General features: G+C 71.1%; 23 protein-coding genes and 2 riboswitches. Of the genes, 13 read left to right on the top strand and 10 right to left on the bottom strand.

The window, feature by feature from the left end:
- Positions 1 to 4 precede the first annotated feature (4 nt).
- From cobN to IGS68_RS15100, 3 genes are read left to right on the top strand one after another with little or no spacing between them, the layout of a single operon-like run.
- Positions 5 to 3,745: a cobaltochelatase subunit CobN gene (gene cobN / locus IGS68_RS15110; protein ID WP_201070504.1), complete on the top strand. Its 3,741-nt coding sequence runs from the start codon at positions 5 to 7 to the stop codon at positions 3,743 to 3,745.
- Positions 3,742 to 4,365 carry a cob(I)yrinic acid a,c-diamide adenosyltransferase gene (gene cobO, locus IGS68_RS15105; RefSeq protein ID WP_247880865.1) on the top strand — a complete coding sequence of 208 codons (624 nt, stop codon included), beginning with the start codon at positions 3,742 to 3,744 and terminating at the stop codon, positions 4,363 to 4,365. The genes cobN and cobO overlap by 4 nt, the downstream gene beginning before the upstream one ends.
- A 2-nt stretch (positions 4,366 to 4,367) precedes the next feature.
- Complete coding sequence (locus IGS68_RS15100; protein ID WP_201070501.1) at positions 4,368 to 5,831, top strand: cobyric acid synthase; 1,464 nt, start codon at positions 4,368 to 4,370, stop codon at positions 5,829 to 5,831.
- 31 nt (positions 5,832 to 5,862) lie between these two features.
- Here IGS68_RS15100 and cbiB read toward each other — a convergent pair whose 3' ends face one another.
- From cbiB to cobA, 3 genes are read right to left on the bottom strand one after another with little or no spacing between them, the layout of a single operon-like run.
- Positions 5,863 to 6,837: an adenosylcobinamide-phosphate synthase CbiB gene (gene cbiB, locus IGS68_RS15095; RefSeq protein WP_201070499.1), complete on the bottom strand. Its 975-nt coding sequence runs from the start codon at positions 6,835 to 6,837 to the stop codon at positions 5,863 to 5,865.
- Entirely contained in the window at positions 6,834 to 8,135 is a 1,302-nt protein-coding gene (locus tag IGS68_RS15090) for a cobyrinate a,c-diamide synthase (RefSeq protein ID WP_247880863.1), read from the bottom strand. The genes cbiB and IGS68_RS15090 overlap by 4 nt, the downstream gene beginning before the upstream one ends.
- Before the next feature lie 4 nt (positions 8,136 to 8,139).
- A complete protein-coding gene (gene cobA / locus IGS68_RS15085; protein WP_201070496.1) occupies positions 8,140 to 8,964 on the bottom strand; it encodes a uroporphyrinogen-III C-methyltransferase in 825 nt (274 codons plus the stop codon).
- Between the two features lie 35 nt (positions 8,965 to 8,999).
- Here cobA and IGS68_RS36320 point away from each other — a divergent pair, with 35 nt between their 5' ends.
- Entirely contained in the window at positions 9,000 to 10,868 is a 1,869-nt protein-coding gene (locus IGS68_RS36320; protein WP_371821777.1) for a cobalt-precorrin-5B (C(1))-methyltransferase, read from the top strand.
- Here IGS68_RS36320 and cobM read toward each other — a convergent pair.
- From cobM to IGS68_RS15045, 6 genes are read right to left on the bottom strand one after another with little or no spacing between them, the layout of a single operon-like run.
- Positions 10,817 to 11,584, bottom strand: a complete 768-nt coding sequence (gene cobM / locus IGS68_RS15070) for a precorrin-4 C(11)-methyltransferase (protein WP_201070493.1) — start codon at positions 11,582 to 11,584, stop codon at positions 10,817 to 10,819. The two genes, IGS68_RS36320 and cobM, sit on opposite strands and share 52 nt — an antisense overlap.
- Positions 11,581 to 13,383: a precorrin-3B C(17)-methyltransferase gene (cobJ, locus tag IGS68_RS15065; protein WP_201070490.1), complete on the bottom strand. Its 1,803-nt coding sequence runs from the start codon at positions 13,381 to 13,383 to the stop codon at positions 11,581 to 11,583. Before cobJ ends, cobM begins: the two co-directional genes overlap by 4 nt.
- On the bottom strand, positions 13,380 to 14,084 hold the full coding sequence (locus IGS68_RS15060; protein ID WP_201070475.1) for a precorrin-2 C(20)-methyltransferase: 705 nt from the start codon (positions 14,082 to 14,084) through the stop codon (positions 13,380 to 13,382). Before IGS68_RS15060 ends, cobJ begins: the two co-directional genes overlap by 4 nt.
- Positions 14,081 to 15,286: a precorrin-6y C5,15-methyltransferase (decarboxylating) subunit CbiE gene (gene cbiE, locus IGS68_RS15055; RefSeq protein ID WP_201070472.1), complete on the bottom strand. Its 1,206-nt coding sequence runs from the start codon at positions 15,284 to 15,286 to the stop codon at positions 14,081 to 14,083. The genes IGS68_RS15060 and cbiE overlap by 4 nt, the downstream gene beginning before the upstream one ends.
- The gene (locus IGS68_RS15050; RefSeq protein WP_201070469.1) at positions 15,283 to 15,909 is read right to left on the bottom strand and encodes a precorrin-8X methylmutase; all 627 of its coding nucleotides are present in this window, start codon (positions 15,907 to 15,909) and stop codon (positions 15,283 to 15,285) included. The genes cbiE and IGS68_RS15050 overlap by 4 nt, the downstream gene beginning before the upstream one ends.
- A gap of 7 nt (positions 15,910 to 15,916) precedes the next feature.
- Positions 15,917 to 17,071, bottom strand: coding sequence for a sirohydrochlorin chelatase (locus IGS68_RS15045; RefSeq protein ID WP_247880861.1), 1,155 nt, complete (start codon positions 17,069 to 17,071; stop codon positions 15,917 to 15,919).
- Positions 17,072 to 17,109: 38 nt separating this feature from the next.
- Positions 17,110 to 17,340: riboswitch (cobalamin riboswitch) on the bottom strand.
- On the opposite strand from IGS68_RS15045, the gene cobD reads away from it, so the two are divergent.
- The 7 genes from cobD to IGS68_RS15010 all read left to right on the top strand — a co-directional run bounded on the left by cobD (position 17,324) and on the right by IGS68_RS15010 (position 22,208).
- The gene (gene cobD / locus IGS68_RS15040) at positions 17,324 to 18,391 is read left to right on the top strand and encodes a threonine-phosphate decarboxylase CobD (protein ID WP_371821776.1); all 1,068 of its coding nucleotides are present in this window, start codon (positions 17,324 to 17,326) and stop codon (positions 18,389 to 18,391) included. Its footprint overlaps the riboswitch before it by 17 nt.
- Positions 18,392 to 18,411: 20 nt before the next feature.
- Positions 18,412 to 19,029 carry a 5,6-dimethylbenzimidazole synthase gene (gene bluB / locus IGS68_RS15035; protein ID WP_371821775.1) on the top strand — a complete coding sequence of 206 codons (618 nt, stop codon included), beginning with the start codon at positions 18,412 to 18,414 and terminating at the stop codon, positions 19,027 to 19,029.
- Positions 19,030 to 19,092: 63 nt separating this feature from the next.
- A riboswitch (cobalamin riboswitch) is annotated at positions 19,093 to 19,316 on the top strand.
- A gap of 120 nt (positions 19,317 to 19,436) precedes the next feature.
- On the top strand, positions 19,437 to 20,108 hold the full coding sequence (locus tag IGS68_RS15030; RefSeq protein ID WP_201070439.1) for an energy-coupling factor ABC transporter permease: 672 nt from the start codon (positions 19,437 to 19,439) through the stop codon (positions 20,106 to 20,108).
- Complete coding sequence (locus IGS68_RS15025; protein WP_201070436.1) at positions 20,105 to 20,410, top strand: energy-coupling factor ABC transporter substrate-binding protein; 306 nt, start codon at positions 20,105 to 20,107, stop codon at positions 20,408 to 20,410. Before IGS68_RS15030 ends, IGS68_RS15025 begins: the two co-directional genes overlap by 4 nt.
- On the top strand, positions 20,397 to 21,146 hold the full coding sequence (cbiQ, locus tag IGS68_RS15020) for a cobalt ECF transporter T component CbiQ (RefSeq protein WP_201070433.1): 750 nt from the start codon (positions 20,397 to 20,399) through the stop codon (positions 21,144 to 21,146). Before IGS68_RS15025 ends, cbiQ begins: the two co-directional genes overlap by 14 nt.
- Positions 21,146 to 21,952, top strand: coding sequence for an energy-coupling factor ABC transporter ATP-binding protein (locus IGS68_RS15015; protein ID WP_247880860.1), 807 nt, complete (start codon positions 21,146 to 21,148; stop codon positions 21,950 to 21,952). The genes cbiQ and IGS68_RS15015 overlap by 1 nt, the downstream gene beginning before the upstream one ends.
- A gap of 46 nt (positions 21,953 to 21,998) precedes the next feature.
- Positions 21,999 to 22,208 (top strand): DNA gyrase inhibitor YacG, encoded by a 210-nt coding sequence (locus IGS68_RS15010; protein ID WP_201070404.1) that lies wholly within the window; start codon positions 21,999 to 22,001, stop codon positions 22,206 to 22,208.
- A 168-nt stretch (positions 22,209 to 22,376) separates the two neighbouring features.
- On the opposite strand, the gene IGS68_RS15005 is transcribed toward IGS68_RS15010, so the two are convergent.
- A complete protein-coding gene (locus IGS68_RS15005) occupies positions 22,377 to 23,552 on the bottom strand; it encodes an ROK family transcriptional regulator (protein WP_201070394.1) in 1,176 nt (391 codons plus the stop codon).
- A 268-nt stretch (positions 23,553 to 23,820) separates the two neighbouring features.
- Here IGS68_RS15005 and IGS68_RS15000 point away from each other — a divergent pair, with 268 nt between their 5' ends.
- Together IGS68_RS15000 and IGS68_RS14995 are read left to right on the top strand one after the other, a co-directional pair.
- Positions 23,821 to 24,894, top strand: a complete 1,074-nt coding sequence (locus IGS68_RS15000) for a sugar phosphate isomerase/epimerase family protein (RefSeq protein WP_201070383.1) — start codon at positions 23,821 to 23,823, stop codon at positions 24,892 to 24,894.
- Positions 24,891 to 26,075, top strand: coding sequence for a Gfo/Idh/MocA family protein (locus IGS68_RS14995; protein ID WP_201070379.1), 1,185 nt, complete (start codon positions 24,891 to 24,893; stop codon positions 26,073 to 26,075). Before IGS68_RS15000 ends, IGS68_RS14995 begins: the two co-directional genes overlap by 4 nt.
- Positions 26,076 to 26,093: the final 18 nt, after the last annotated feature.

Here is a 26,093-nt window from a genome sequence, read left to right as displayed (position 1 = left end):
CGCCATGCATCTGCTGGCCGCCCAGCCCGGAACCGTCTCCGACGGCAGCGAGGCTGTCGATCTCGGCCAGACCCCGGGCGACATCGTCTTCCTGTCGGCCGCTGACACCGAACTCGCCTGCCTGGCATCGGCCCATGACAGGCTCGGGGCCGGCTTCCCGAGCCTTCGCCTCGCCAGCCTGCTCCAGCTCGGCCACAACCTCTCGGTCGACCTCCATGTGGATCGGGTGGTGTCCCGGGCGAAGCTGGTGGTGGTCCGCCTGCTGGGGGGAGAGCGCTACTGGCCCTACGGGATCGAGCAGGTGGCGGACGCCTGCCGGCGCGGCGGCATCGCGCTGGCGGTATTGCCCGGCGACGACCAGCCCGACCCGGATTTGGCCCGTTTCTCGACCCTGCCGGGCGACGCGGTCCACCGGCTGTGGCAGTACTGCGTCCAGGGCGGCGTCGAGAACGCCGCCGGGTTGCTGCGCTACGCGGCGTCGCTGATCGGCCGCGGCGGCGACGACTGGCGGGAGCCGGTGCCGCTGATGCGGGCCGGGATCTACTGGCCGGGCCGCGACCGGCCGGGGCTCGACGACCTGAGCCGGGCCTGGACGCCGGGCGCTCCCGTCGCGGCCGTCCTGTTCTACCGCGCGCTGGAGCAGGCGGCCAACACGGCCGTCATCGACGCGCTGATAGACGCCCTGCGCGAGGCGGGGATCAACGCCCTGCCGATCGCGACCACCAGCCTCAAGGAGAAGGTCGCGGCAGGCATCGTCGCCGACCTGCTGGCGCGGGCCGGACCCGACGTGATCCTCAACGCGACCTCCTTCGCCGTGTCCCAGCCGGGAGCGGCGCGGTCGGCGACTCCGTTCGACGGCTCGGACTGCCCGGTCTTTCAGGTGGTGTTCTCCGGCGGATCGGAAGCGGCGTGGCGTGGCGGCACGACGGGCCTGTCCGCCCGCGACATCGCCATGAACGTGGCCCTGCCGGAGGTGGACGGGCGCCTGATCACCCGCGCCGTCAGCTTCAAGGCGGAGGCCCGGCGCCACGAGGCGACCCAGAGCTGGGTGCTGTCCTACCGGCCGGTCGCCGACCGCGTCGCGTTCGTGGCTTCCCTGGCGGCCTCCTGGGCGCGGCTGCGCCGGACTCCGCCGGCAGAGCGCCGCGTCGCGGTCGTCATGGCGAATTACCCGAACCGCGACGGCCGCCTCGCCAACGGCGTCGGCCTCGACACGCCGGCGGGCGTCGCGCGCTCGCTCCGGACCCTGGCCGAGGCGGGTTACGCGGTCTCCGGGGCGCCGCCGGATTCCGCCGCGCTGATGGAGCGGATCGGCGCCGGCGTGACCAACGACCTGACGGCGCTGGACCGGCGCGCGGTCTCCGAGACGCTGCCCCTTGATGCCTACCGTACGTTCTTCGCGAGCCTGCCCGAAGCCGTGCGTACCGCGGTCACCGGACGCTGGGGCGCGGCGGAGGGGGACCCGTACGTGCGGGACGGGCGGTTCCTGCTGCCCGCGGTCCGGTTCGGCAACGTCGCCGTCGCGATCCAGCCGGCGCGGGGATACCAGATCGACCCGTCCAAGACCTACCACGACCCCGACCTGGTCCCGCCGCATGCCTACCTGGCCTTCTACGCCTGGGTCCGCCGGGAGTTCGACGCCCACGCCGTCGTGCATTTCGGCAAGCACGGCAATCTGGAATGGCTGCCCGGCAAGTCGCTGGCCCTGTCGGAGGCGTGCTTCCCGGAGGTGGCGCTGGGACCCGTCCCCCACCTTTATCCCTTTATCGTCAACGATCCCGGCGAGGGAACCCAGGCCAAGCGCCGGGCCGCCGCCGTCATCATCGACCACCTGACCCCGCCGCTGACCCGGGCGGAGAGCTACGGCCCGCTCCGCGAGCTGGAAATGCTGGTGGACGAGTATTACGAGGCGGCGGGCGTCGATCCGCGCCGCATCGCCGTCCTGCGCGAGCGCATCCTTGAACTCAGCGCCGCGACCGGCCTGGACGTGGATTGCGGCGTCGGCCGGGACGACGAGCCGCAGGAAGCCCTGGCGAAGCTCGACAGCCACCTGTGCGAGCTGAAGGAACTCCAGATCCGCGACGGCTTGCATGTCTTCGGGGAGTCTCCCGAGGGAGGATTGCTGACCGACCTGCTGGTGGCGCTGACCCGGCTGCCCCGCGGCAAGGGGGAGGGGCGGGACGCCTCCCTGATCCGGGCGCTGGCGGCGGACCTGGAGCTTGCTTTCGATCCGCTGGACTGCGCCATGGCCGAGCCCTGGACGGGTCCGCGCCCGGCCGCCCTCGACACCGGCGGCGTCTGGCGCAGCCACGGAGACACCGTCGAGCGGCTGGAGGAACTGGCCCGGCGGCTGGTCGCCGGCGATGCCGTTGCGGAGCCGGAATGGACCCGCGCCGGCGTCGTCCTGGATTACATCCTGTCGGACCTTAGGCCGACCGTCGCCGCCTGCGGCGCCGCCGAGCTGGAAGGGCTGCTGCGGGGGCTGGACGGCCGTTTCGTGGAGCCCGGCCCGTCCGGCGCCCCGACCCGGGGCCGGCCGGAGGTCCTGCCGACCGGGCGAAACTTCTACTCCGTCGATACCCGCGCCGTGCCCACGCCCGCCGCCTGGCACCTGGGCTGGAAATCCGCCTCCCGCGTGGTGGACCGCTACCTTCAGGAGAACGGCGACTATCCCCGCACCATGGCGCTGTCGGCCTGGGGCACCGCCAACATGCGGACCGGCGGCGACGACATCGCCCAGGCGCTGGCCCTGATGGGTGCCCGGCCGACCTGGGACACCGGCACGGGCCGGGTGACAGGGTTCGAGATCATGCCGGCCGGCGTGCTGGACCGGCCGCGCGTGGACGTGACGCTCCGGGTCTCCGGCTTCTTCCGCGACGCCTTCCCGGCGCAGATGGATCTGGTGGACAGCGCGGCCCGGGCCATCGCCGACCTGGACGAGCCCGACGACGTGAACCCCCTGGCGGCCCGCGTCCGCGCCGACGCCGCGGCGCTGGCGGAGGCCGGCGTCGATCCCGCCGCGGCCCGGCGCCGGGCCGGCCACCGGGTGTTCGGCTCCAAGCCGGGGGCCTACGGCGCCGGCCTCCAGGCCCTCATCGACGAGCGCGGCTGGGAGACCGAGAAGGACCTCGCCGAGGCCTATCTCGCCTGGGGCGGCTACGCCTATGGCGGCGGGGTGGACGGGGCGCCGGAGCGGGCCCTGTTCGAAACCCGGCTCGGCTTCGTCCAGGCCGTCCTGCACAACCAGGACAACCGGGAGCACGATCTGCTGGACAGCGACGACTATTACCAGTTCGAGGGCGGAATGAGCGTCGCCGTGCGGACCCTGTCGGGCAAGGCGCCGACCGTCTACCACAACGACCACTCCCGCCCGGAAAGCCCCCGTGTCCGCACCCTGGAGGAGGAGATCGCCCGCGTCGTCCGCGGCCGGGTGGTCAATCCGAAATGGATCGCCGGGGTCATGCGCCACGGCTACAAGGGGGCCTTCGAGCTGGCCGCCACCGTCGATTACCTCTTCGCCTTCGCCGCGACGGCGCGGTGCGTCCGGGACCACCATTTCGACGCGGTGTTCGACGCCTATGTTGCCGACGCCCAGGTCCGCGACTTCATGGCCGGGGCCAACCCCGCCGCGCTCCGCGAGATGGCGGAACGGCTGGCCGAGGCCCAGGATCGCGGGCTGTGGCGCCCGAAGTCCAATGCCGCTTACGATACGCTGAAGAATTTGAGCCGGGGAGAGACGCCATGAAGACCGAAGGCATGACCGAGGAGGAGATCAACGCTCGGCACGCGGAGAAGATGGCCAAGAAGAAGGCCGCCCGCGACCGCATGATCGCGACCAAGACCCTGGAGAAGGGCCTGCTGATCGTCCACACCGGCAAGGGCAAGGGCAAGTCCACCGCGGCGCTCGGCATGGTGATGCGGGGGATCGGCCACGGCTTCAAGGTCGGCATCGTGCAGTTCGTCAAGGGCAAGTGGGAGACCGGGGAGCGGGTCGTGCTGGAGCGCTTCTCCGACCAGGTCACCATCAACACCATGGGCGAGGGCTTCACCTGGGAGACCCAGGACCGCCAGCGCGACATCGCCGCCGCCCGCGCCGCGTGGGACCAGGCGGTCAGCCTGATCCGCAACCCCGACTACAAGATGGTGCTGCTCGACGAACTCAACATCGTGCTGCGCTACGACTACCTGCCGCTGGAGGAAGTCCTCGAGGTGCTCCGCTCCAAGCCGGAGGACACCCACGTGATCGTGACCGGCCGCAACGCCAAGGACGAGCTGCTGGAGATCGCCGACCTCGTGACCGAGATGACCATGGTCAAGCACCCGTTCCGCGACGGCGTGAAGGCCCAGGCGGGAATCGAGTTTTGACCATGCCTCGCCCACCGCGCGCGATCATGTTCATGGGCACCGGCTCCGACGTCGGCAAGTCCATGATCGTCGCCGGGCTGTGCCGCGCCTTCACGAACCGGGGCCTCCGGGTCCGGCCGTTCAAGCCGCAGAACATGTCCAACAACGCGGCGGTCACGGCGGACGGCGGCGAGATCGGCCGCGCCCAGGCGCTCCAGGCGCGTGCCTGCCGGGTGGCTCCGGTCACCGACATGAATCCGGTGCTGCTCAAGCCCCAGACCGACATCGGCGCCCAGGTGGTGGTGCAGGGCCGCGTGATCGGCGCCATGAAGGCGCGCGAGTACCAGGCCCGCAAGGGCGAGCTGATGCCCGCCGTGCTGGAAAGCTTCCACCGCCTGGGCCGGGACGCCGACCTGATCCTGGTGGAGGGCGCGGGAAGCGCTTCGGAAGTCAACCTGCGCGCCGGCGACATCGCCAACATGGGCTTCGCCGAGACCGCCGACCTGCCCGTCGTCCTGATCGGCGACATCGAGCGCGGCGGCGTGATCGCAAGCATCGTCGGCACCTGCGCTGTCCTGCCGCCGGCCGACAGGGCGCGGCTCAAGGCTTTCCTGATCAACAAGTTCCGCGGCGACACCAGCCTGTTCGACGACGGCTTGCGGCTCATCCGGGAGCATACCGGCCTGTCCAGCCTAGGCGTGGTCCCCTGGTTCGCCGAGGCCGACCGGCTGCCGCCGGAGGACGCGCTGGCCCTGTCCTCGCGGCGGACGACCGAAGGCCGCGCGATCCGGATCGCCGTGCCGCAACTCTCCCGGATCGCCAATTTCGACGACCTCGATCCCTTGCGCGCGGAACCCGACGTCACGGTCGAGATGATCCCCCAGGGCCGGCCGCTGCCGGGCGACGCCGACCTCATGATCCTGCCGGGGACCAAGGCGACCATCCCCGACCTGGAATTCCTCCGCGCCCAGGGCTGGCACATCGACCTCGCCGCCCATGTCCGCCGGGGCGGGCACGTGCTCGGGATCTGCGGCGGCTTCCAGATGCTGGGCCGCCGCCTGGACGACCCGGCGGGCACCGAAGGCGCTCCCGGCGCCGTGGACGGCCTCGGTCTTCTCGATCTCGAAACGATCCTGGACGGCCCCAAGACCCTGGTCGAGGTCGCCGGCCGGCACCTCGCCAGCGGGGCGGAACTGCGCGGCTACGAGATGCATATCGGCCGGACCACAGGCCCCGCCCTGGATCACCCGATGCTCGACCTTTCCGGCCGCCCCGAGGGCGCCGTCTCACCGAACGGCCGCATCGGCGGCTGTTACGTCCATGGAATGTTTTCGGCCGACGGCTTCCGCCACGCCTTCCTCTCCGCCATCCGCGACCGCGCCGCGACCGGCCTGAACTACGAGGACACGGTCGAAGCCACCCTGGACGCGCTGGCCCGGCATCTGGAAACCCACCTGGACCTGGACGGGTTGTTCGCGGTTTCGTAGGTCGGCCTTTGCCCGAAGGGCGAACGCCGACCTACAAAAGGAACGCCAGCGTCGCGATCAGCCCGGCCTGGATGCCGCACGCCGATGCCATGATGCGGAGCGCCCGGCGGATATCGTCGGAGGTCGCCTCCCGCCGGCCACCTTCGCCCATCCAGGCATCGTCCACCACGACGGCCCCGTAGCGCCTCGGCCCCGCCAGCGCGAGTCCCAGCGCGCCGGCCATGGCGGCTTCCTGCCAGCCGGCGTTGGGCGACTTGTGCTTGCCGGCGTCGCGCAGCATGGTCTTCCAGGCCGCGTGGGCGCGCCGCAGCCGCTTGCCCCGCAGGGCGACGGCGCTGCCCAGGATGATGAACAGGCCGGCCAGCCGCGCCGGCATCAGGTTCACCAGATCGTCCAGCCGCGCTGCCGCCCAGCCGAAGGCTTGATGGCGCGGGGTCCGATGGCCGATCATGCTGTCCGCCGTGTTGATCGCCTTGTAGGCCACCAGTCCGGGAAACCCCAGCACCGCGAACCAGAACACCGGCGCCACGATCCCGTCGGAGAAGTTCTCCGAGCAGGACTCGATGGCGGCGCGGCAGACGCCGTGCTCGTCCAGGCTCTCCGGGTCGCGCCCGACGATCATGGACACCGCCCGTCGCCCTCCCGCCAGCCCCTCGCTCTCCAGCGCCGATGCCACCACCGCCACATGGGTGTAGAGGCTCCGCTGGGCGATCAGCGTGCTCGCCAGGAGGGCTTCCAGGACCCAGCCGAACGGCATGGCCTCGAAAGCCAGGCTGGCGAGCCAGGCCGGGCCGGCGGTCACGGCCAGCAGCCCCAGCACCGCCACGACGCCCGCGAGCCGCCGCGCCGCCGGCCTCCAGCCATCGCGGTTCAGCATCCGGTCCAGCAGGCCGACCAGCCTTCCGAACAGGACGACGGGATGGGGCAGGCGGGCATAGATCCAGGCCGGCTCGCCGAACGCCGCGTCGATCGCCAGGGCCAGAAGGAGGACGGCGTCCTGGTTCATTCCCCGGCGTCCACCACATGGAGGAACGATCCCATCACCGTGCCGCGCCGAGTGCCCATGCCGCCCAGGTCGGCGCCGTTCGCGTCGCGGACCCGGAACAACGGAGTATCGGCTTCCTCAGCCGTGATGCTGGCATAGTGGAACTCGTGGCCGCGCAGCATCGTGCCGCCGGGGCCGAACGGCGTCGCCGAGACCGCCACCGCCTCGCGATAGCCCAGGTGCAGCCGGCGCTTGGCGAAGGACGTCTCAATCGGCAGCAGCCCGGCCATGGCGTGTCGGACGCCGTCGCCGTCCTCCAGCACCCTGCCCAGCACCATGTAGCCGCCGCACTCGCCATAGACCACGGCCCCGCGCTCCGCGGCCGCCCTGGTGCCGTCCAGGAACCGCGCGGCCCCGGCGAGCCGCCGGGCATGAAGTTCCGGATAGCCCCCGGGCAGGAAGACCGCGTCGGCCCGACCGTCCGGCGCCTCGTCCGCCAGGGGGGAGAACGGCACCAGCTCGGCGCCCTGAGCGGTCCAGGACGCCAGCAGGTGCGGGTAGGCGAAGACGAAGGCTTCGTCGCGGGCCACGGCGATGCGCTGCCCGGGCGGCGGCAGCATCGTGTCCCCTGCCTCCGCGGGAAACTCGGCCGGTCGGGCCAGCCGGCGCAGGGCCGCGGTATCCACATGCCGGGCCACGGCATCCGCCGCCCGGTCCAGGAAGGCGTCCAGCCCCGCATGCTCCCCGGCGGGCACCAGTCCCAGGTGGCGGTCCGGCAGCTCCAGCGCCTCCAGCCTCGGCAGGGCGCCCAGTACCGGGATGCCGAGCGGCTCCAGGGCGGCCCGCAGCAGGGCCCCGTGCCGAGGGCTGCCGACCCGGTTCAGGATCACCCCGGAGACCGTCACGTCCCGCCGGAAGCTGGCGAAGCCATGGACCAGCGCCGCGACCGACTGCGCCTGGGACTTGGCGTCCACCACCAGCACGACCGGCCATCCCGCGAGCACCGCAAGGTCCGCGGTCGAGCCGGACCCGTCCGCTGCCCCGTCGAACAGGCCCATGACCCCCTCGATCACCAGCAGTTCCGCGTCGGCCTCGGCCAGCCGGGCCAGCGTGCCCGGGCGCATCGCCCAGGGGTCCAGGTTGAGGCAGGGCCTGCCGCTGGCCGCCGCGTGGAACAGGGGGTCGATGTAGTCCGGTCCGACCTTCCGCGATTCCACCTGCAATCCCGACCGGCTGAAATGCCTCAGCAGCGCCAGGACCGTGACGGTCTTGCCGCTGCCCGAGGCGGGAGCCGCCAGCACGAGCCCCGGTGCCGCCACGGCCTCAGCCAGCCACGCCGCTGGTGGTCAGCACGCGGCCGGACAGGGCGCCCAGCCAGTCCAGCGCCGGCCGGAGCAGCACCACGTCTCCGACCACCACCATGGCCGGCGGCTCGATGCCGTGCTCCGCCACGTCCGATGCCGCGCGCTCCAGGGTCGTCTCCAGCACGTGCTGGTTCGGCAGGGTCGCGTTGGTCACGATCGCGACCGCCTGGTTGCGCGGGCGCCCGGCCTCCATGAAGCGGTCGGCGATGAGGGCGAGGTGCTTCAGCGCCATGTACATGATGATCACCGGCGAGCCGCGCGCCACGGCGGTCCAGTCGATCGTGTCCGGCACCAGCCCCGACGCGCTGTGCCCGGTCATGAAGGTCACGGCGTGGTTCCGGTCGCGGTGGGTCACGGGGATGCCGGCATAGGCCAGGCCGCCGATCCCGGCGGTGATGCCGGGGATCACGCGGAACGGCACCTTGTGCTCGACCAGCATCAGCGCCTCCTCGCCGCCGCGCCCGAACACGAAGGGATCGCCGCCCTTCAGGCGCAGGACGCGCAGTCCCTGACGGGCCAGTTCCACCAGCCGCCGGGAGATGTCGGGCTGCTTGGGCGACGGCCGGCCGCCGCGCTTGCCGGCGAACTCCAGCCGGCTTTCCGGCCGGGCCATACCCAGGATGTCAGGCCCGACCAGCGCGTCATAGACGATCACGTCGGCATGGCGCAGCGCGTGCCAGGCATGGAGGGTGAGCAGTCCGGGATCTCCCGGGCCGGCGCCCGCGAGCCAGACCCAGCCGGGTTCGAACTCGGGGAAGGGGAGGGGTGGGGATGAGGGGATCATTGCCGCCACTTTACACCGCGTCTATAAGCCACGCCATGACCGACAAACCGGAAGACGTCCCCGATCGTCCCCTGCGCCGCGGCTGGACGACCGGAGCCTGCGCCACCGCCGCAACCCGCGCGGCCTACGCGGCGCTGCTCACCGGAGAGTTCCCGGACCCCGTGACGATCCGCCTGCCGGGCGGGGAGACCCCCGCCTTCGCCCTGGCGTGGGAGGCGCGCGGCCCGGACCGCTGCGCCGCCGGCGTGGTCAAGGACGCCGGCGACGATCCCGACGTGACCCACGGCGCCCTGGTGATCGCGACCGTCGGCCGCGGCGCTCCGGGAACCGGCGTCACGTTCCGGGCCGGCGAGGGCGTCGGGACCGTCACCAAGGAGGGCCTGCCGATCCCGCCCGGCGAGCCGGCGATCAACCCCGTTCCCCGCCGCATGATGTCGGAGGCCGTGGCCGAACTGGCGGCTGCCCACGGCGACGCGGGCGACGTGGTGATCGAGGTCTCGATCCCGGGCGGCGCCGAGATCGCGCTCAAGACCTGGAACCCCCGCCTGGGTATCGTCGGCGGGCTGTCGATCCTGGGGACCACCGGAATCGTGGTGCCGTTCTCCTGCTCGGCCTGGATCCACTCCATCCATCGGGGCATCGACGTGGCGCGGGCCAACGGGATCGGCCATGTCGCGGGCTCGACCGGATCCACCTCCGAGCAGGCGGTCCAGCGGCTCCATGGGCTGTCCGACCTGGCGCTGCTCGACATGGGAGATTTCGCCGGGGGAATGCTGAAGTATCTGCGCCGCCATCCCGTGCCGCGCTTGACGATCGCGGGCGGTTTCGGTAAATTGTCTAAAATGGCCCAGGGTTTCCTGGACCTTCACTCGGGCCGCAGCCAAGTCGATTTCAACTGGCTTGCCGACCGAATGGCCGAGCTGGGCGCCTCGCCCGACGAGATCGAACGCACCCGACATTCCAATACCGCGAACCAGGTGCTGACCCATGCGGTCGCCGCCGGCCTTCCGCTTGCCGACCTCGTCGCGGCCCGCGCGCGGGCGGTGGCGCTCGACACGCTGAGAGACTGCGGCACCGACGTGGAAGTGCTCGTGTTCGATCGCAAGGGCGGACTGGAAGGGCGTGCCGGCTTCGTCTCGACCGATCCCGGCAAGGTGCTGATCCTCGGCGGCACGACGGAGGCGGCGGAACTGGCCCGCAGCCTGGAGGGCATGGCGGTGGTCACTTCCCTGGCCGGCCGCACCCGCGCCCCGGCCGCCCTGCCGGGAGAAGTCCGCGTCGGCGGCTTCGGCGGGGTCGAGGGCTTGGCGACCTATCTGAGGGACAATGCCATCGCAGCCGTCATCGACGCCACGCACCCCTTCGCCGCCACGATCTCCCGACATGCGGAGGAGGCCTGCCGGCGGACCGGCGTGCCCCGGCTGGCTCTGGTGCGGCCGGGATGGGTGGCCGGACCCGGTGACCGCTGGATCGAGGTGGACGACATGGAAGCCGCCGTGGCGGCGGTGCCGAACGGCGCCCGCGCGTTCCTGACCGTCGGCCGCCAGGAACTCGGCCCCTTCGCGTCGCGCGCCGACGCCTGGTTCCTGGCGCGCGTCATCGACCCGCTGGAGCAGCCGGCGCCCAACATCGCGCTGGTGGCCGGGCGCGGTCCCTTCGACCTGGATGCCGAACGGGCCTTGCTGGCGGACCACCGCATCACCGTCGTGGTCGCGAAGAACAGCGGCGGCGGCGCCAGCCGGCCGAAGCTGGCCGCTGCAAGGGAACTGGGAATCCCGGTCATCCTGGTGCGCCGTCCCGCGCCGCCGGCCGGACCCCGCGCCGCCACCGCGGAGGAAGCGCTGGAGTGGCTTCACCGGACCTTGCGCTCGGGCCGCAGCACATGGACGTGCTCCGGGTCGTAGAGCGCGCTGTCGCGGAAATCCTCCGCCGCCAGCACGCGGCCGACGATCACCAGCGCGGTGCGGGTGATCTTCGCCTCGCGCACCTTCTCCCGGATGTCGGCCAGCGTGCCGCGGATCACCTGCTCGTCGGGCCAGGTCGCCCGGTAGACCACCGCGACCGGGCAGTCGACGCCGTAGTGGGGCGACAGCTCCTCGACGATCCTGGTCATGTTGCGGATCGACAGATGGATCGCCAGCGTTCCGCCCGACCGGCCCAGGACTTCGAGCGTCTCGGCATTGGGCATCGGCGACGACTTCATGGCCGTGCGGGTCAGGATGACGGTCTGCGAGACCTCCGGCAGCGTCAGCTCGGTCCGCAACAGGGCGGCGGCGGCGGCGTAGGCCGGCACGCCCGGGGTGATGTCGTACGGGATGCCCAGCGCGTTCAGGCGGCGGATCTGCTCGCCGATCGCACCGTAGAGGGAGGGATCGCCGGAATGGACCCGCGCCACGTCCTTGCCGTCGGCATGGGCGGCCTCGATCTCGGCCAGGATATCGTCCAGCGTCAGCGGGGCGGTGTCCACCACCCGGGCGCCCTCCGGCGCATAAGCCACCACCTCGGGGGGTACCAGCGACCCGGCATAGAGACAGACCGGGCAGCGGGCGATCAGGTCGCGCCCGCGGATCGTGATCAGGTCGGGGGCGCCGGGACCCGCGCCGATGAAGTGAACCGTCATGAGGATCGTTCGTCCGGATGCTTCGCGGCGTAGCCGCGGGGTGTATAGACCCAGGTGCCGCCGTCGCCGCGCGGCAGCGCACGGGTCTCGCTGGAGCCGATCAGCACCAGGGTCAGCATGTCCACGTCGGCCACGTCCAGGGCCGCCAGGGTCGTCACGGCGATGGCTTCCCCCGGACGCCCCAGGTTGCGGGCCAGGATCACCGGCGTGGCGGCGGGACGGTGCTCCAGCAGGACCGCCTTCATGGCCGGAAGCTGCTCCGTGCGCCGGCGCGACACCGGGTTGTAGACGGCGATCACGAAATCGCCCTCGGCGGCGGCGCGGATCCGCCGCTCGATCACCGGCCAGGGAGTCAGCAGGTCGGACAGGGAGATGGTGCAGAAGTCGTGACCGAGGGGAGCGCCGGCCCGGGCCGCGGCGGCCTGGAGCGCCGAGATGCCGGGCGTGACGGCGATGTCGAGCCGCGCCCAGTCGGCCCGCTCCTCGCGCTCGACCAGTTCGAACACCAGCGTCGCCATGGCATAGATGCCGGCATCGCCGCTGGAGACCAGCGCCACGTCGCGGCCCTCCGCCGCCAAGTCGAGGGCGACGCGCACCCGCGTCTCCTCGGCCCCCAGCTCATAACCGTGCCGCCGCTTGCCGGCCGCCAGTTCGCCGAGGAGATCCAGGTAAAGATGATATCCCACGAGGTCGGTGGCGCTCGCCAGCCAGCTGTCCGCCTCCGGCGTGCGCCAGCCGTCGCTGCCCGGTCCGATGCCGACGACCGAGAGCCGTCCGCGGCGTCGCCCGATGGCGTCGGCATGGAGCGGCGCCGGCGCCAGCCCGACGGCGCAGGTCGCCCGCGCCGACTTCCGCTTGGGCACCAGCAGCGTTCCGCCCGATGCCGCCAGCGCAGCCCCTTCGGCGACCCCATGGCAGCCGACCTCGCGGAACACCAGGTCGGACGGGTTGGCGAGGTGCTGCGCCTCCTCCTCCAGCCGCGCGGCGTCGAAGAAGCGGACCGGCACGCCCAGGTCGGCCGCGGCGGCATGGATCGCCGGCTCGTCCATCTTGACGTCGATCGAGCAAAGCGCCGCCACGGCCCCTTTGGCCAGGCCGGCGGATGCCAGGGTCTCGCGCACCAGCGCCGTAACCTCCTCCGCCGAAGCGCCGCGCTCGCACCCGACGCCGACCGCCAGCACGGGAGGATGATAGACGAGGCAGGTTTCGGAGCCGGCCTCGGCCCGCTCGGTGATGCGCAGCGTCAGGGTGCCGTCGGCCGAGAAGGGCAGGCGGGTGCCGGTCAGCCAGGGCGCCGTGCCCTCCAGCCTGACTCGTGCTCCGGCCATCAGGGCGGCAGTGAAGGGCTTGGCGTCCTCCGGGTTGGCGAGATGCCAGCCGGTCGGCGGCTCGTCCAGCGCCACGCCGAAATTCAGGTCGCCGGCGGTCGTGATGGCCGGCTCGATGCCCAGCGCCGCCGCCAGCCGGCGCGCCATGTCGTTGGCGCCGTGATGGCCGCCCAGCAGCGGGACGACCGCGCTGCCGTCCTCGGCCAGGGCCAGGACGGGAGGTTCGGCGCGCTTGTCCGACAGGACCGGACCCAGCGCGCGGATCAGGATGCCGGCGGCGAACACGCCGATGATCGGCGTGCCGGCCGAGAACAGCGCCCGCAGATGGTCGAGCGTGGCGGAAAAATCCTTGTCCGCCCCGGCGACCCGGTGGGCGAGCCCGTGGATCTCGGCGCCGGGCAGGACGGTCCGGGCGCCGGACGCGACCTCCAACCCGGATTGCGACAGGACGACGAAGACAGGTGCGCTCATGCCCAGGCCTCACCCCGGCGGTGGACCAGCACCATCGAGAAATAGGGAACGGAATCGGCGTCCACCTGGTCCAGCGGCAGCAGCCGCTGGTTCGCCATGGTGGCGCGCTCCACGTAACGCGACCGGCTGTCAAGGCCCAGCTCTTCCAGCACGTCCCTCACCTTCGCGAAATGCCGCCCCAGCTTCATGATCGCGGCGGCGTCGGTCTGGGCCAGCCGCTCGCGCAGCTGGTCGGCCGGAAGCGGCGCCGGGACCACGGTCAGCACGTCGTTCCGGGCTGCCAGCGGCGCCCCCAGGGCGGCGGCGCACGCGGTCAGGGAGGACACGCCCGGCACCACCTGCACCGGGAAACGCTCCGCCATGCGGCCGAACAGGTACATGAACGAGCCGTAGAAGAAGGGATCGCCCTCGCACAGGACCGCGACGTCGCGTCCCGCCGCCAGGTGGTCGCCCAGTTCCGCCGCCGCGCGGTCATAGACCTCCTGCGCCGGGAAGCGCTCGACCAGCATGGGCATGCGGATCGCCACTTCGGTCTGCCCGCCGGGCAGATGGCCGGCGACGATGGCGCGGGCCAGGCTGTCGCCATGCTCCGGTGCCGGATATGCGACGACGGTGGAGGACCGCAGCAGGCGCAAGGCCTTCAGGGTAATCAGCTCCGGGTCGCCCGGCCCGACACCCAGGCCGTAGAGGGTTCCGCTCATGTCTTGATCAGCGCCAGTTGGGTGACCGGCATCACGGGACGCCAGCCGGAAAACGGGCCGACGGGTTCGGCCCTGGAAATCGCGATTCGGGTCAGGCTGCCGCCCAGCCGGGCATAGGCCCCGGTCAGCACCGCTTCGCCTTGGATGGTGACGGCGTTGGCGACCAGCCGGCCGCCGGGGGGCAGCGCTTCCCAGCAGGTCTCGAATAATCCTGGCGCCGTGATGCCGCCGCCGATGAAGACCGCGTCCGGCGCCGACAGACCGGCCAGGGCCGCCGGCGCCTTGCCCTCGACGATGGCGAGACGGGGACAGCCCAACGCCTCGGCGTTCGCCGCGATCAGGGCCAGGCGGTCGCCGCGGGGCTCGATCGCGACGGCGCGGCAGGCGGGATGATGGCGCATCCATTCCAGGGCGATGGAGCCGCAGCCGGCCCCCACGTCCCACAGGAGCTGTCCGGGAACCGGTGCCAGCGCCGCCAGCGTCGCCGCCCGGACCTCCCTTTTGGTCAGTTGGCCGTCATGGCGGAACGCCTCGTCCGGCAATCCCGGCGTCCGCGGCAGCAGCGGCGCTCCGGGCTCGGCGACGCATTCGACCGCGACCGTGTTCAGGTCGGCGTAGAGGTCCGGCTCGCGCCACTCGCGGCACCGCTCCCGCGGCCCGCCCAGGTGCTCCAGCACGGTGATCCGGCTGCCGCCATAGCCGCGCTGCCGCAGCAGGCCGGCGATCACTCCCGGCGTCGCGCCGTTCTCGGACAGGATCAGCAGGCGGGCGCCGGGGTGGACATAGGCATGGAGCAAGGCCGCCGGACGGCCGTGGAGCGACAGGGTTTCGACCTCCGCCCGGGGCCAGCCCATCCGGGCGCAGGCCAGGGCGAAGGCACCCGGCGCCGGGACGACGATCGTCTCGCCGGCGGGTATCCGGCGCGCCAGTGTAGCGCCGATGCCGTGGTCCATGGGGTCGCCGCTCGCCAGCACGCAGACCCTGCGCCCGCGCAGACCCATCAACCGCTCGACTCCCTCGTTGAACGGGGAGGGCCAGGCCAGCCGCTCGCGCCCGTCGTCGGGGACCATGGCGAGGTGACGCTCGCCGCCCATCAGCATCTCGGCGGCATCGATCAGCCGGCGGCCGGCCGGAGACACGCCGTCCAAGCCGTCCTCGCCGATGCCGACGACGGACAGCCACGCTCCGGCGGAGCCTGTCATGCCGAAGCTCCGATCGCGAGCGCATTGACCGCGGCCGACGCCATGGCGCTGCCGCCGCGCCGGCCGCGGACGGTGGCGAAGGGAACGCCGCGCGGGTCGGCGGCCAGCTCGGCCTTGGACTCGGCGGCGCCGACGAAACCCACGGGGAACCCAAGGATCACCGCCGGGCGGGGAGCTCCGGCGTCCAGCAATTCCAGCAACCGGAACAGGGCGGTCGGGGCATTGCCGATCGCGACGATCGCCCCTTGCAGATGGGGCAGCCAGAGATCCAGGGCGGCGGCCGAGCGGGTGGTGCCCAGCCCCGCGGCCAGCGCCGGCACCGCAGGTTCGGCCAGGGTACACAGCACCGGGTTACCGGCCGGCAGGCGCGACGCCATGATGCCGGAAGCGACCATGCGGGCGTCGGTCAGGACGGCGGCCCCCGCGGCCAGCGCCGTCCGACCGGCAGACATGACGTCGGGGCTCCAGGCGAGGTCGCGGACCAGATCGACCATGCCGCAGGCATGGATCAGGCGGGTCGCCAGCTCCGCCACGTCGGGCGGCAGGCCGGACAGATCCGCCTCCTCCGCGATGGTCGCGAAGGAGCGGCGGTAGATCTCCGCCGGGTCACGCAGATAGTCCATCACCGGATCAGTCGCGAGCCTGCTTCGTCATGCTCCTCGGCCCCAGCGGATGGTCGGCATGGGGGTAGGGATGATGATGGTGCCCGGCGCCGCCGTGGTCGTGGGAATGGCCGTGACCATGCGCGTGATCATGTCCGTGGGAGTGCCCGTAGTCATGGGCATGGCCATGGGCGTGGTGATGGTCCCCGTGGTCATGATGGTGATGCCCGTGGGAATGCCCATGATCGTGGCCGTGCGCCTCGCCGGTGCCGATGCCTTCCACGTGATGGTGGTGGCTTTCCTGGCGCAGGCCGACCTCCGCCTCGAAGCCCAGGACCTGCTCCCGGTACTTGCACATCTGGCAGTTCATGTTGCCGGTTCCCTCGAGGATCTCGGTGACGCGGTCCGAGAAGGTCTCCAGCACCATCGGATGGTCGTTGAGATAGCCGGCCTTGATGAACTCGATGTTGGGGTGGCGCGCCGCCACGGCGTCGGCGTAATCGTAGATCCGCCGGACCAGGATGCCGGTGAACAGGAAATACGGGAACACCACGATGCGCCGGTAGCCCAGCTTCGCTGCGTGCTCCAGCCCCGGCTCGACCAGCGGGAAGGTGACGCCGGAATAGGACGTCTCGGCCCAGCCGAAGCCCATCCCCTCCCACAGCATGCGGGTCACTTTCGCCACGTTGGAGTTGGCGTCCGGATCGGAGGAGCCCCGGCCGACCACCATCAGGAGCGTCTCGTGGCGCGGCACGTCGCCGCCGGCCAGGGCCAGCGCCTCGGCCACCCGGTCGCCGGCGGCCCGCAGCATCTTCAGGTCGATGCCCAGCTCTCGGCCGTAATGGATGGTCATGCCCTCGTTCTGCGCCTGGTAGGCGTTCAGCACCGAGGGAATGTCGTTCTTGGCGTGGCCGGCGGCGAACAGCATGCCGGGGATCGCCAGCACCTTCGTCACGCCCTTGGCGCGCAGCTTGTCCAGGCCGTCGCGGATGATCGGCTTGGCGAATTCCAGGTAGCCGTACTCCACCGCGTCGAACGGCAGCCTGGCGCGGAGCTGGCCGGCCACGACGGCGAACTCCTGCACGGCGCCGGTGTCCCGGCTGCCGTGGCCGCACAGCATGACGCCGAGCTTTTCGGACGAAGCCTGTGTCGGCTCCTGGGAGGGTTTGGCGATCGCGTTCATCGTTCCTCTCTCACCGGTGCACCCCGCCCGGTCCCTTGTTGTTGCGAGCGACACCGGCAGGTCTCCTGGCTCGCAGGTCGCCGTCGGGGCCGTTGCCTTCCCGGCCCGCGATCTGGGCCAGTGGCGTGAAACCGGAACCGACTCACTGCTCACAGTTGCGGGGGCAGCCACGGATTTGGCATACGGCTTTACAGCCCGGCCGCACCGTGTTCCCTTTTCACCTCGCGCCCGAACGGGGACGCAAAGGAACCAATGTCCATGGGTCAGCAGTCTTACGGTCCCCCCGCATCAGCGTCAATCCACAATGCGCCGGTTCCGGAACGGGTCCGAGACCATGGCGGCGGCCTCGCCCGGGCCGAGGCCCGATTCGGCCGCCCAAAGGAGAGGTGGCTTGACCTGTCCACCGGCATCAATCCCTGGCCTATCCGGGTGCCCGCGCCGAGTCCGGATGCCTGGACCCGCCTGCCCGATCGGGACGCGCTCGACGGGCTGCTCGCCGCCGCAGGCCGATACTTCGGCGCGGAACCCGCCGCCGTCGTGGCGGCGCCGGGATCTCAGGCGCTGATCCAGGCGGTGCCCCGGCTGATGCCGCGGGGCCGGGCGGCGATCCTGGGCTTCACCTATGCCGAGCACGCCCGCTGCTGGAGCCTCGCCGGCCACGACGTCGCGGTGTGCGAAACGCTCGACGAGGCCGCCGACGCCGCCTGCGTCATAGTGACCAACCCCAACAACCCGGACGGCCGGCAGGTGGATCCGGACCGGCTCCTGGCGCTTTCCGAACGGCAGGCCGCGCGGGGCGGGTTGCTCGTGGTGGACGAGGCCTTCGCCGACGTGGCGCCGACGATCAGCGTCGCCTCGGCCGCCGGCCGGCCGGGGCTCTGCGTCCTCCGATCCTTCGGCAAGTTCTTCGGGCTCGCCGGGCTTCGCCTCGGCTTCGCGCTCGGCCCTCCCGGCCTGGTGTCGGCGCTGGAGGATCACCTGGGACCCTGGGCGGTGGCCGGACCGGCGCTGGAGGTCGGCGCCACGGCGCTGACCGACAGTGACTGGATCGGGGAGACCCGAAGCCGCCTCGCCGCGGCCGCGCGCGACCTCGACGGCCTGCTCGGAGCCCACGGGCTGGAAAACGTTGGCGGGACCGATCTCTACCGCCTGACCCGCACCGCCCATGCCGCCGCGCTGTTCGAGCATCTTGGCCGGGCCGGGATCCTGGTCCGCCCGTTCGAGCCGCGGCCGGACTGGCTGAGGTTCGGCCTGCCGCCCGATGCCGCAGGGGTGGCGCGCTTGCGCGACGCCCTCGGCTCGTTCATCTTCCCGGCATGAGGAAAGTCCCGACTTTCGATGTGGGTTTTCAGGAGCGGCTGGAAGACCTGTTCCGCTGGCGCCGCGACGTGCGCCGTTTCCGGACCGATCCCATCGACGAGGCCCTGATCGAGCGGCTGGTCCAGGTCGCGGCGCTGGCGCCGTCGGTCGGCTACAGCAGGCCGTGGCGATTCGTCCGCGTCGACGATCCGGGGCGCCGTGCCGTGGTTCGCAACGCTTTCGAACGCTGCAACGCCGAGGCGCTGGGCGGTTACACGGGCGAGCGCGCCCAGCTCTACGCGACGCTGAAATTGGCCGGCCTGAACGATGCGCCGGTGCAGATCGCCGTCTTCAACTACGACGAGACCACGCGCGGCCACGGCCTCGGCCGGCGCACCATGCCGGAGATGCTGCGCTACTCGACGGTCACCGCCGTCTATACCTTCTGGCTGGCGGCGCGGGCGCACGGCATCGGCACGGGCTGGGTGTCGATCCTCGATCCGGAAATCGTCCGGCAGGCGCTCGACGTGCCGGCCACCTGGTCCCTGGTGGCCTATCTCTGCGTCGGCCTGCCGGTCGAGGAGCACATCGATCCCGAGCTGGAGCGGGCAGGGTGGGAAGCCCGGGACGAGGCGGCATCGGTCCTGCTGCGGCGCTGACTCCGCCGGGCGGGGGGCGGCGGGTGAGACACGGAAGCTTGACGGGCGGACGCTTTGCCCTCTAGCTTCATCTCCGGTGACAGGTTCCCCCGAGCGAGAGTCGAGGGGGATTAATAGGGAACACGGTGCGGCGGACCCCCCAGGGGACCTAATCCGTGGCTGCCCCCGCAACTGTAAGCAGCGAGTCTGCGCCGGCATCAAGCCACTGGTCCCTGACGGGCCGGGAAGGCATCGGCGTCCGACCGGGACCTGCGAGCCAGGAGACCTGCCGTCACCGGAAGAGCCGTATGTCCGGGCGGGGTGCACCGGGAGGAAGGCCAGCCAGGTCGGTGGCATCCTTGTCACCGTGCTCAGTGGGCGCTTCATCCATGCACCTCCTTTTGTCGAAAAAGGGGGTTAAGAGTTCAATGCATATCATGGAAGGCTACTTGCCGCCTCTCCATGCCGCGGCCTGGATGGTGGCCGCAGCACCCTTCGTCGTCGCCGGCGTCCGCCGGATCAGGCGCGTGGTCGATGACCATCCCGAAACCAGGCTTCTGCTCGCCACCTCCGGCGCCTTCGCCTTCGTGCTGTCGGCGCTGAAGATCCCGTCGGTTACGGGAAGCTGCTCGCACCCGACCGGCGTCGGCCTGGGCGCCGTCCTGTTCGGGCCGAACGCGATGGCGGTGCTGGGCACCATCGTCCTGTTGTTCCAGGCGCTGCTGCTGGCCCATGGCGGGCTGACCACGCTTGGCGCCAACGTCTTCTCCATGGCCGTCGTCGGTCCCTGGGTCGCCTACGGAGTGTGGCGCCTGGCCGCCGGGCTGGGCAGGAGTCTCGCGGTATTCCTGGCGGCGGCGCTGGGCAACTTGGCGACCTATTGCACGACTTCGGTCCAGCTGGCGCTGGCCTTCCCGGACCCGGCGACCGGCTTCGGCGGATCGCTGGTCAAGTTCCTGTCGATCTTCGCGGTGACTCAGGTGCCGCTCGCGGTGGTGGAGGGGATCCTGACCGTCGTGGTCGTCAATCTGCTGGTGCAGTACAGCCGGGACGAGCTGTCGGCGCTGGCGTTCGGAACCAAGGCGCTGGGGGCGAAATGAGGGGTCGCAACGCAAGTCTTCTCCTGGCCGCGGCCGCCATCGTGGTCCTGCCGCTGGTGCTCGTCGGCAATGCTGAGTTCTCCGGCGCCGACGGGCAGGCGCAGGACCTGATCGACCAAGCCGGGTACCAACCCTGGTTCGAGCCCCTGTGGGAGCCGCCCAGCGGCGAGATCGAGAGCCTGCTGTTCTCGCTGCAGGCGGCGCTCGGCGCGGGGCTGCTCGGCTACTATGTCGGCCTTCGGCGGGGACGCCGCGAAGGCCGGCAGGAAGATCGCCGGACGGAGCTCCATGCTGGCGATTGACCGCCACGCCTGGACCAACCGCTGGCACGACCTGCATCCGCTGGAAAAGCTGCTGCCCGCGCTCGGCATGCTGCTGGTGACCCTGGTCCTGCCGCCCTGGCCCACGGCACCGCTGTCGATCGCGGCCATGCTGGCCCTCACGATCCTGGGCGCGGGCGTGCCGGCGGGAGCCGTTCTCGGCACGCTCGCGGTTCCGCTGGGATTCCTGCTGACCGGCGCGCCGGTGCTGGCGCTGGCGGTCGATCTTTCGGACGGCCTTCATGTCGGGCTGGCGCCCGGCGGGCCGGAGGCGGCGGCCGCGGTGACGCTGCGGTCGCTGGCGGCGACTTCCTGCCTCGTCTTCCTGATCCTGACCACACCGGTCGCCGACCTGATGCCGCTGCTGGGACGCCTGGGCGTGCCCCGGCTGGTCCGGGACCTGATCCTGCTGACTTACCGGCTGATCTTCGTCTTCCTGGACTGCGCCGCCACCGGCCGGCAGGCCCAGGCCGGGCGCCTCGGTTACGACGGCCCGCGGCGCAGCCTGCGCTCGGCCGGGTGGCTGGCGGGAAGCCTGTTCCAACGCTCCCTCGCGCGCGGGCGGCGGCTGGAGATCGGCATGGCGGCGCGCGGCCTCGGTGGCGACCTGCCGCAACCCGCCGACGCACGCAAGCCTTCGGCGCGGCGCCTGTCGGCGGGGGCGGCGCTGCCGCTCGGCATCGCGGCGGCGTCGCTCCTGGCGCAGGGCGGCAGTTGATGCTGGAGGTACAAGCGCTCCGTTACGATTATGCCGGCGGCATCGAGGCGCTTCGGGGCCTCGACCTCATTGTCGGGCGGGGGCGCAAGCTGGCCCTGCTGGGGCCGAACGGCTGCGGCAAGACGACCCTGTTCCTGCACCTGAACGGCACCTTGAAGCCGCGCGGCGGGCGCGTGCTGGTCTGCGGATCGCCGGCGGGATACGATCGCCGGTCGCTCCGTGACTGGCGCAGCCGGGTGGCCCTCGTGCTCCAGGACCCGGACGACCAGATCTTCGCCGCGACTGTGGCCCGCGACGTCGCCTTCGGTCCGCTCAACCTGGGCCTGCCGGAAGCGGAAGTGCGCCGGCGGGTGGACGGTGCCCTGGCCGACCTGGGCATCGGGGATCTGGCGGACCGCCCGACCCATATGCTCAGCTTCGGCCAGAAGCGGCGCGTCGCCATCGCCGGCGCGCTGGCGATGGAGCCGGAAGTGCTTCTGCTGGACGAGCCGACCGCCGGCCTGGATGCCGACGGGGTGGCTCGCCTGATGGGCGTCCTGGACGGCCTTGCCGCGAAGGGGATGACGCTGGTGCTCTCGACCCATGACGTGGACCTGGCCTATGCCTGGGCCGACGACATCGCGATCCTGTTCGAGGGCACGACGCTGCTCCAGGGGCAGGCGCCCGACGTGCTGGGGGATGGCCAGGCACTCTCCCGGGCGCGGCTGCGACCGCCCCTGCTGCTGGAATTGGCGAGGGCGCTGGACTGGCCGGAGCCCTGGCCGCGGACACGGGAAGCCCTGCTGGGACGGCAGGCCGGCGCGTGATCTGGCCGTCTTGGAATCTCCGGCGGGCATAACAACTTCTCACCCCATGAGCGAGATTTCCCAAAAGCCGCGCCGGCTCCCGGCCTGCCCGATCTGCGGGCGGCCAGCCGATCCACAGTACAAACCGTTCTGCACCCCCCGATGCGCCGACGTGGACCTGAACCGTTGGTTGGGCGGGGTCTATCGGGTCGAGGCCAACGATCCGGAAGCGGAGATCGAGACCGATCTCGACGCCGGCTCCGAGAGGCTTCACTGAGAGGTCGGCGGCGGTCACGGCAATAAGCCGCGTTCCCCATAACGTAACTCGAATGCAGTTTGACCGTACCGGAGGTTCGCTACGCGGCAGGCTGCGCTTCCGCTGGTTGCCGAGGCCGAACTGATCGTGCCGGCCACTCTTCCAGTGATGGCCGTGTGACTCCCGGCCTCAGCTTCGCGCCATCGAGAGACGGGGAGGGGCCAGGAAGCCGTCGAGGGCCAGGGCGATGCCGCCCATCGGGACGGCATCCTCCCCCAGCGGCGAGATGCGCACGCTGACGCCCGCCGCCGCCGGGCCGAGTGCGTGATCGGAGAGCGCCCGCTCCAGGCTGGGTACGATATGGGCACCGACGACCGCGAGGTTGCCGCCCAGCACGATCAAGCCCGGATTGAGGATGTTCACGATGTTGGACAGGGCGAATCCCAGGAGGTGACCGGCTTCTTGCAGCAATGCTTGGACTTCGGGCTGGCCGGCCGCCGCCATGTCGGCCACGGCGCGAATATCGGCGGCATCGATGCCCCGTTCCCTGAGGGTGCGCAGGATCGCGGCTTCCGACACATAGGTCTCCAGGCAGCCGCGCCGGCCGCAGCCGCATTGCCGCCCCTCGGGCGAGGCCTTGGTGTGCCCGATCTCCCCGGCGAAGCCGCCCGAGCCCCGGTAGACCCGGCCACCCAGCACCAGGGCCCCGCCGACGCCGGAGTCGCCGGTGAGGTAGACGTAATCGTCCGTCTTGCGGCACAGCCCGAACAGCCGTTCGGCCATGGCGGCGGCCTTGGTGTCGTTGTCGACGGCGACCGGACAGTCGAAGATCTCCTCCAGCATGGCGCGGATCGGTACGTCCCGCCAACCGAGGTTTGGAGCCAGCACAAGGTTGCCGTCACGGTCCATCAGCCCCGGTATGCCGACGCCCAGGGCCCGGACCGACGACCAGGACTCGCCGATCTCGGCGATCTTCCGGTCGACCGCCTCGCGCAGGGTCACCAGCGCCGCCTTCATGTCCAGGCTCCCGGGAAGCTGGCAATGGCCGAGCACTTCCCCGGTGAGAGTGGTCGTCACGACCCGGATCGTGGCCGGTTCCAGCCGGATGCCGACCAGCACGCCGGCACTGCGCGGGATCGACAGCGCGGTCTCGGGCCGGCCGACCCGGCGCGCCTTGCTCTGTTCCGACCGCTCGACCAGCCGAAGGTCCTGCAGCTGGCCGACGACCGTCGAGACCGTCGCCTTGTCCAGGCCGGTAAGTTTTCCGAGATCCCGCTGCGAGCTTTCCGGATGCTCCCGCAAGGCGTGAAAGACGCGCGCCAGGTTGATCTGACGAATCAGTGCCGAGTTGACCCGGGCTGACACGGCGATGTTCTCCTCGCCTGCTTGACCATGCCTAAACTCTAGGCTACGCTGATTTTTGTTCGATGGTCTATCTAATTTGAGACCGAGCGCAAACAAGTCGCCGCCCCATCGGACGGGAGGGAGAAACGCCAGTGCCGCGCCTAGCCCCGCGCCAGCGGAGCGATCCCCGTAACGTTCCCTCCCCGCGTCCGTTGCCGATTCAACGGCACGGCGCCAAGCGGCTACGCTTCGCGGACAGTCCGCTCCATTCCCGGGAGGACCCGACCAGATGAAGACGATCAAGGGACCGGCAATCTTTCTCGCACAGTTCGCGGGAGACTCCGAACCGTTCAACTCGCTCGAGGGCATCGCCGGCTGGGCGGCGCAGCATGGCTTCAAAGGCGTCCAGATCCCGTCGTGGGACGCCCGCCTGTTTGACCTCGCCAAGGCTGCCGAGAGCAAGGCCTACTGCGACGAGGTCAAGGGCATCCTGAACGAGGCGGGCGTCGAGTTGACCGAGCTTTCGACCCACCTCCAGGGCCAGCTGGTCGCCGTCCATCCCGCCTACGACCTGGCGTTCGACGGCTTCGCGGCCCCTGAGGTGCGCGGCAACCCCGCGGCGCGCCAGCAGTGGGCGGTCGAGCAGCTCCGGCTGGCGGCCAAGGCCTCCGGCAACCTGGGACTGACGGCGCACGCGACGTTTTCCGGCGCGCTCGCCTGGCCCTACCTCTATCCCTGGCCGCAGCGGCCGCCGGGGCTTGTCGAGACGGCCTTCGATGAGTTGGCGAAGCGCTGGCTGCCGATCCTCAACGAATTCGACCGGGCAGGCGTCGATCTCTGCTACGAGATCCATCCGGGCGAGGACCTGCACGACGGCGTGACATACGAGATGTTCCTGGAGCGTGTCGGCGGCCATCCCCGCTGCAACATCCTGTACGACCCGAGCCATTTCGTGCTCCAGCAGCTCGATTATCTCGGCTACATCGACGTCTACCACGAGCGGATCCGGATGTTCCACGCCAAGGACGCGGAGTTCAATCCGTCGCCGCGTCAGGGTGTCTATGGCGGTTTCCAGCCCTGGATCGACCGGGCGGGGCGATTCCGGTCGCTGGGGGACGGGCAGGTCGATTTCACCGGGATCTTTTCCAAGCTGACCCGGTACGGGTTCGACGGCTGGGCCGTGCTGGAGTGGGAATGCTGCATGAAGCACCCGGAGCAGGGAGCCGCCGAGGGTGCGGCCTTCATCGAGGCGCACATCATCGAAGTGACCGAGCGGGCTTTCGACGACTTCGCCGAGGCCGGCACCGACGATGCCGCCAACCGCCGCATGCTCGGCCTCGATCGCGCGGGAGGACAGCCATGACGATCGAAGGCAGGCAGGGCGGAGCGTCGAAGCGACGGCTTCGGCTCGGCATGGTGGGCGGCGGGCGCGGCGCCTTCATCGGCGCGGTCCACCGCATCGCCGCGCGCCTGGACGACCGGTGGGAACTGGTCGCGGGCGCCCTTTCCAGCGATCCCCAGCGGGCGCGGGACAGCGCCGCCGACCTCCACATCGCGGCCGACCGCGCCTATTCCGACTTTTGCGAGATGGCACGGGCCGAGGCGTGGCGCCCCGACGGCATCGACGCCGTCGCGATAGTGACCCCCAATCATCTTCATCATCCAGCCGCCCGCGCCTTCCTGGACGCCGGCATCCATGTCATCTGCGACAAACCGATGACCGCGACCGTGGCCCAGGCCGAGGATCTGGCGGCGGCGGTCGAGGCGAGCGGACGGCTGTTCGCGCTGACCCACAACTACACCGGCTACCCGATGGTCCGGCATGCCCGCGCCCTGTTGGCCGAAGGCGGGCTCGGCACCCTCCGGGTCGTGCAGGTGGAGTATCCGCAGGACTGGCTGACCGTCTCGCTGGAAGCGACCGGCCAGAAGCAGGCCGCTTGGCGGACCGACCCGGTTCAGAGCGGCGGAGGAGGGTGCATCGGCGATATCGGCACCCATGCCTTCAACTTGGCGGAGTTCGTCACCGGCCTGCACTGCACCCAGATCGCCGCCGACCTGTCGAGCTTCGTGGAGGGACGGCGGGTGGACGACAACGTCAACATGCTGCTGCGCTTCAGCAGCGGGGCCCGGGGCATGCTGTGGTCGAGCCAGGTGGCGCCCGGCCACGAGAACGGGTTGCGCCTTCGGGTCTTCGGCGACAAGGCCGGGCTGGAATGGCACCAGGAGCAGCCCAACCACCTGCGCGTCACGCGGTTCGGCGAGCCGCCGCGGCTGGTCACCCGCAACGGCCCGGGGTCCGGCCCGGCGGCGGCGCATGCCAGCCGGATTCCCGCCGGCCATCCCGAGGGCTACCTGGAGGGCTTCGCGCAGATCTACAGCGACATCGCCGAACAGGTCGCGGCACGGATCGAAGGCCGCGAGCCCGACTCGGCCTCGCTGCTGGTGCCGACCGTCGCCGACGGCGTCCGCGGGGTCCGGTTCATCTCCGCCGCCGTGGATTCCAGCCGCAACAACGCGGCCTGGACAGCCCTTTCCACCCACTGATCCGCCGGAGTCTTCGCC

This window comes from Skermanella sp. TT6 (assembly GCF_016653635.2).
Taxonomy (GTDB): Bacteria; Pseudomonadota; Alphaproteobacteria; order Azospirillales; family Azospirillaceae; genus Skermanella; species Skermanella cutis.
The sequence above is the reverse complement of the archived record's forward strand: the minus strand, read 5'-3'. Positions and strand labels throughout refer to the sequence as shown.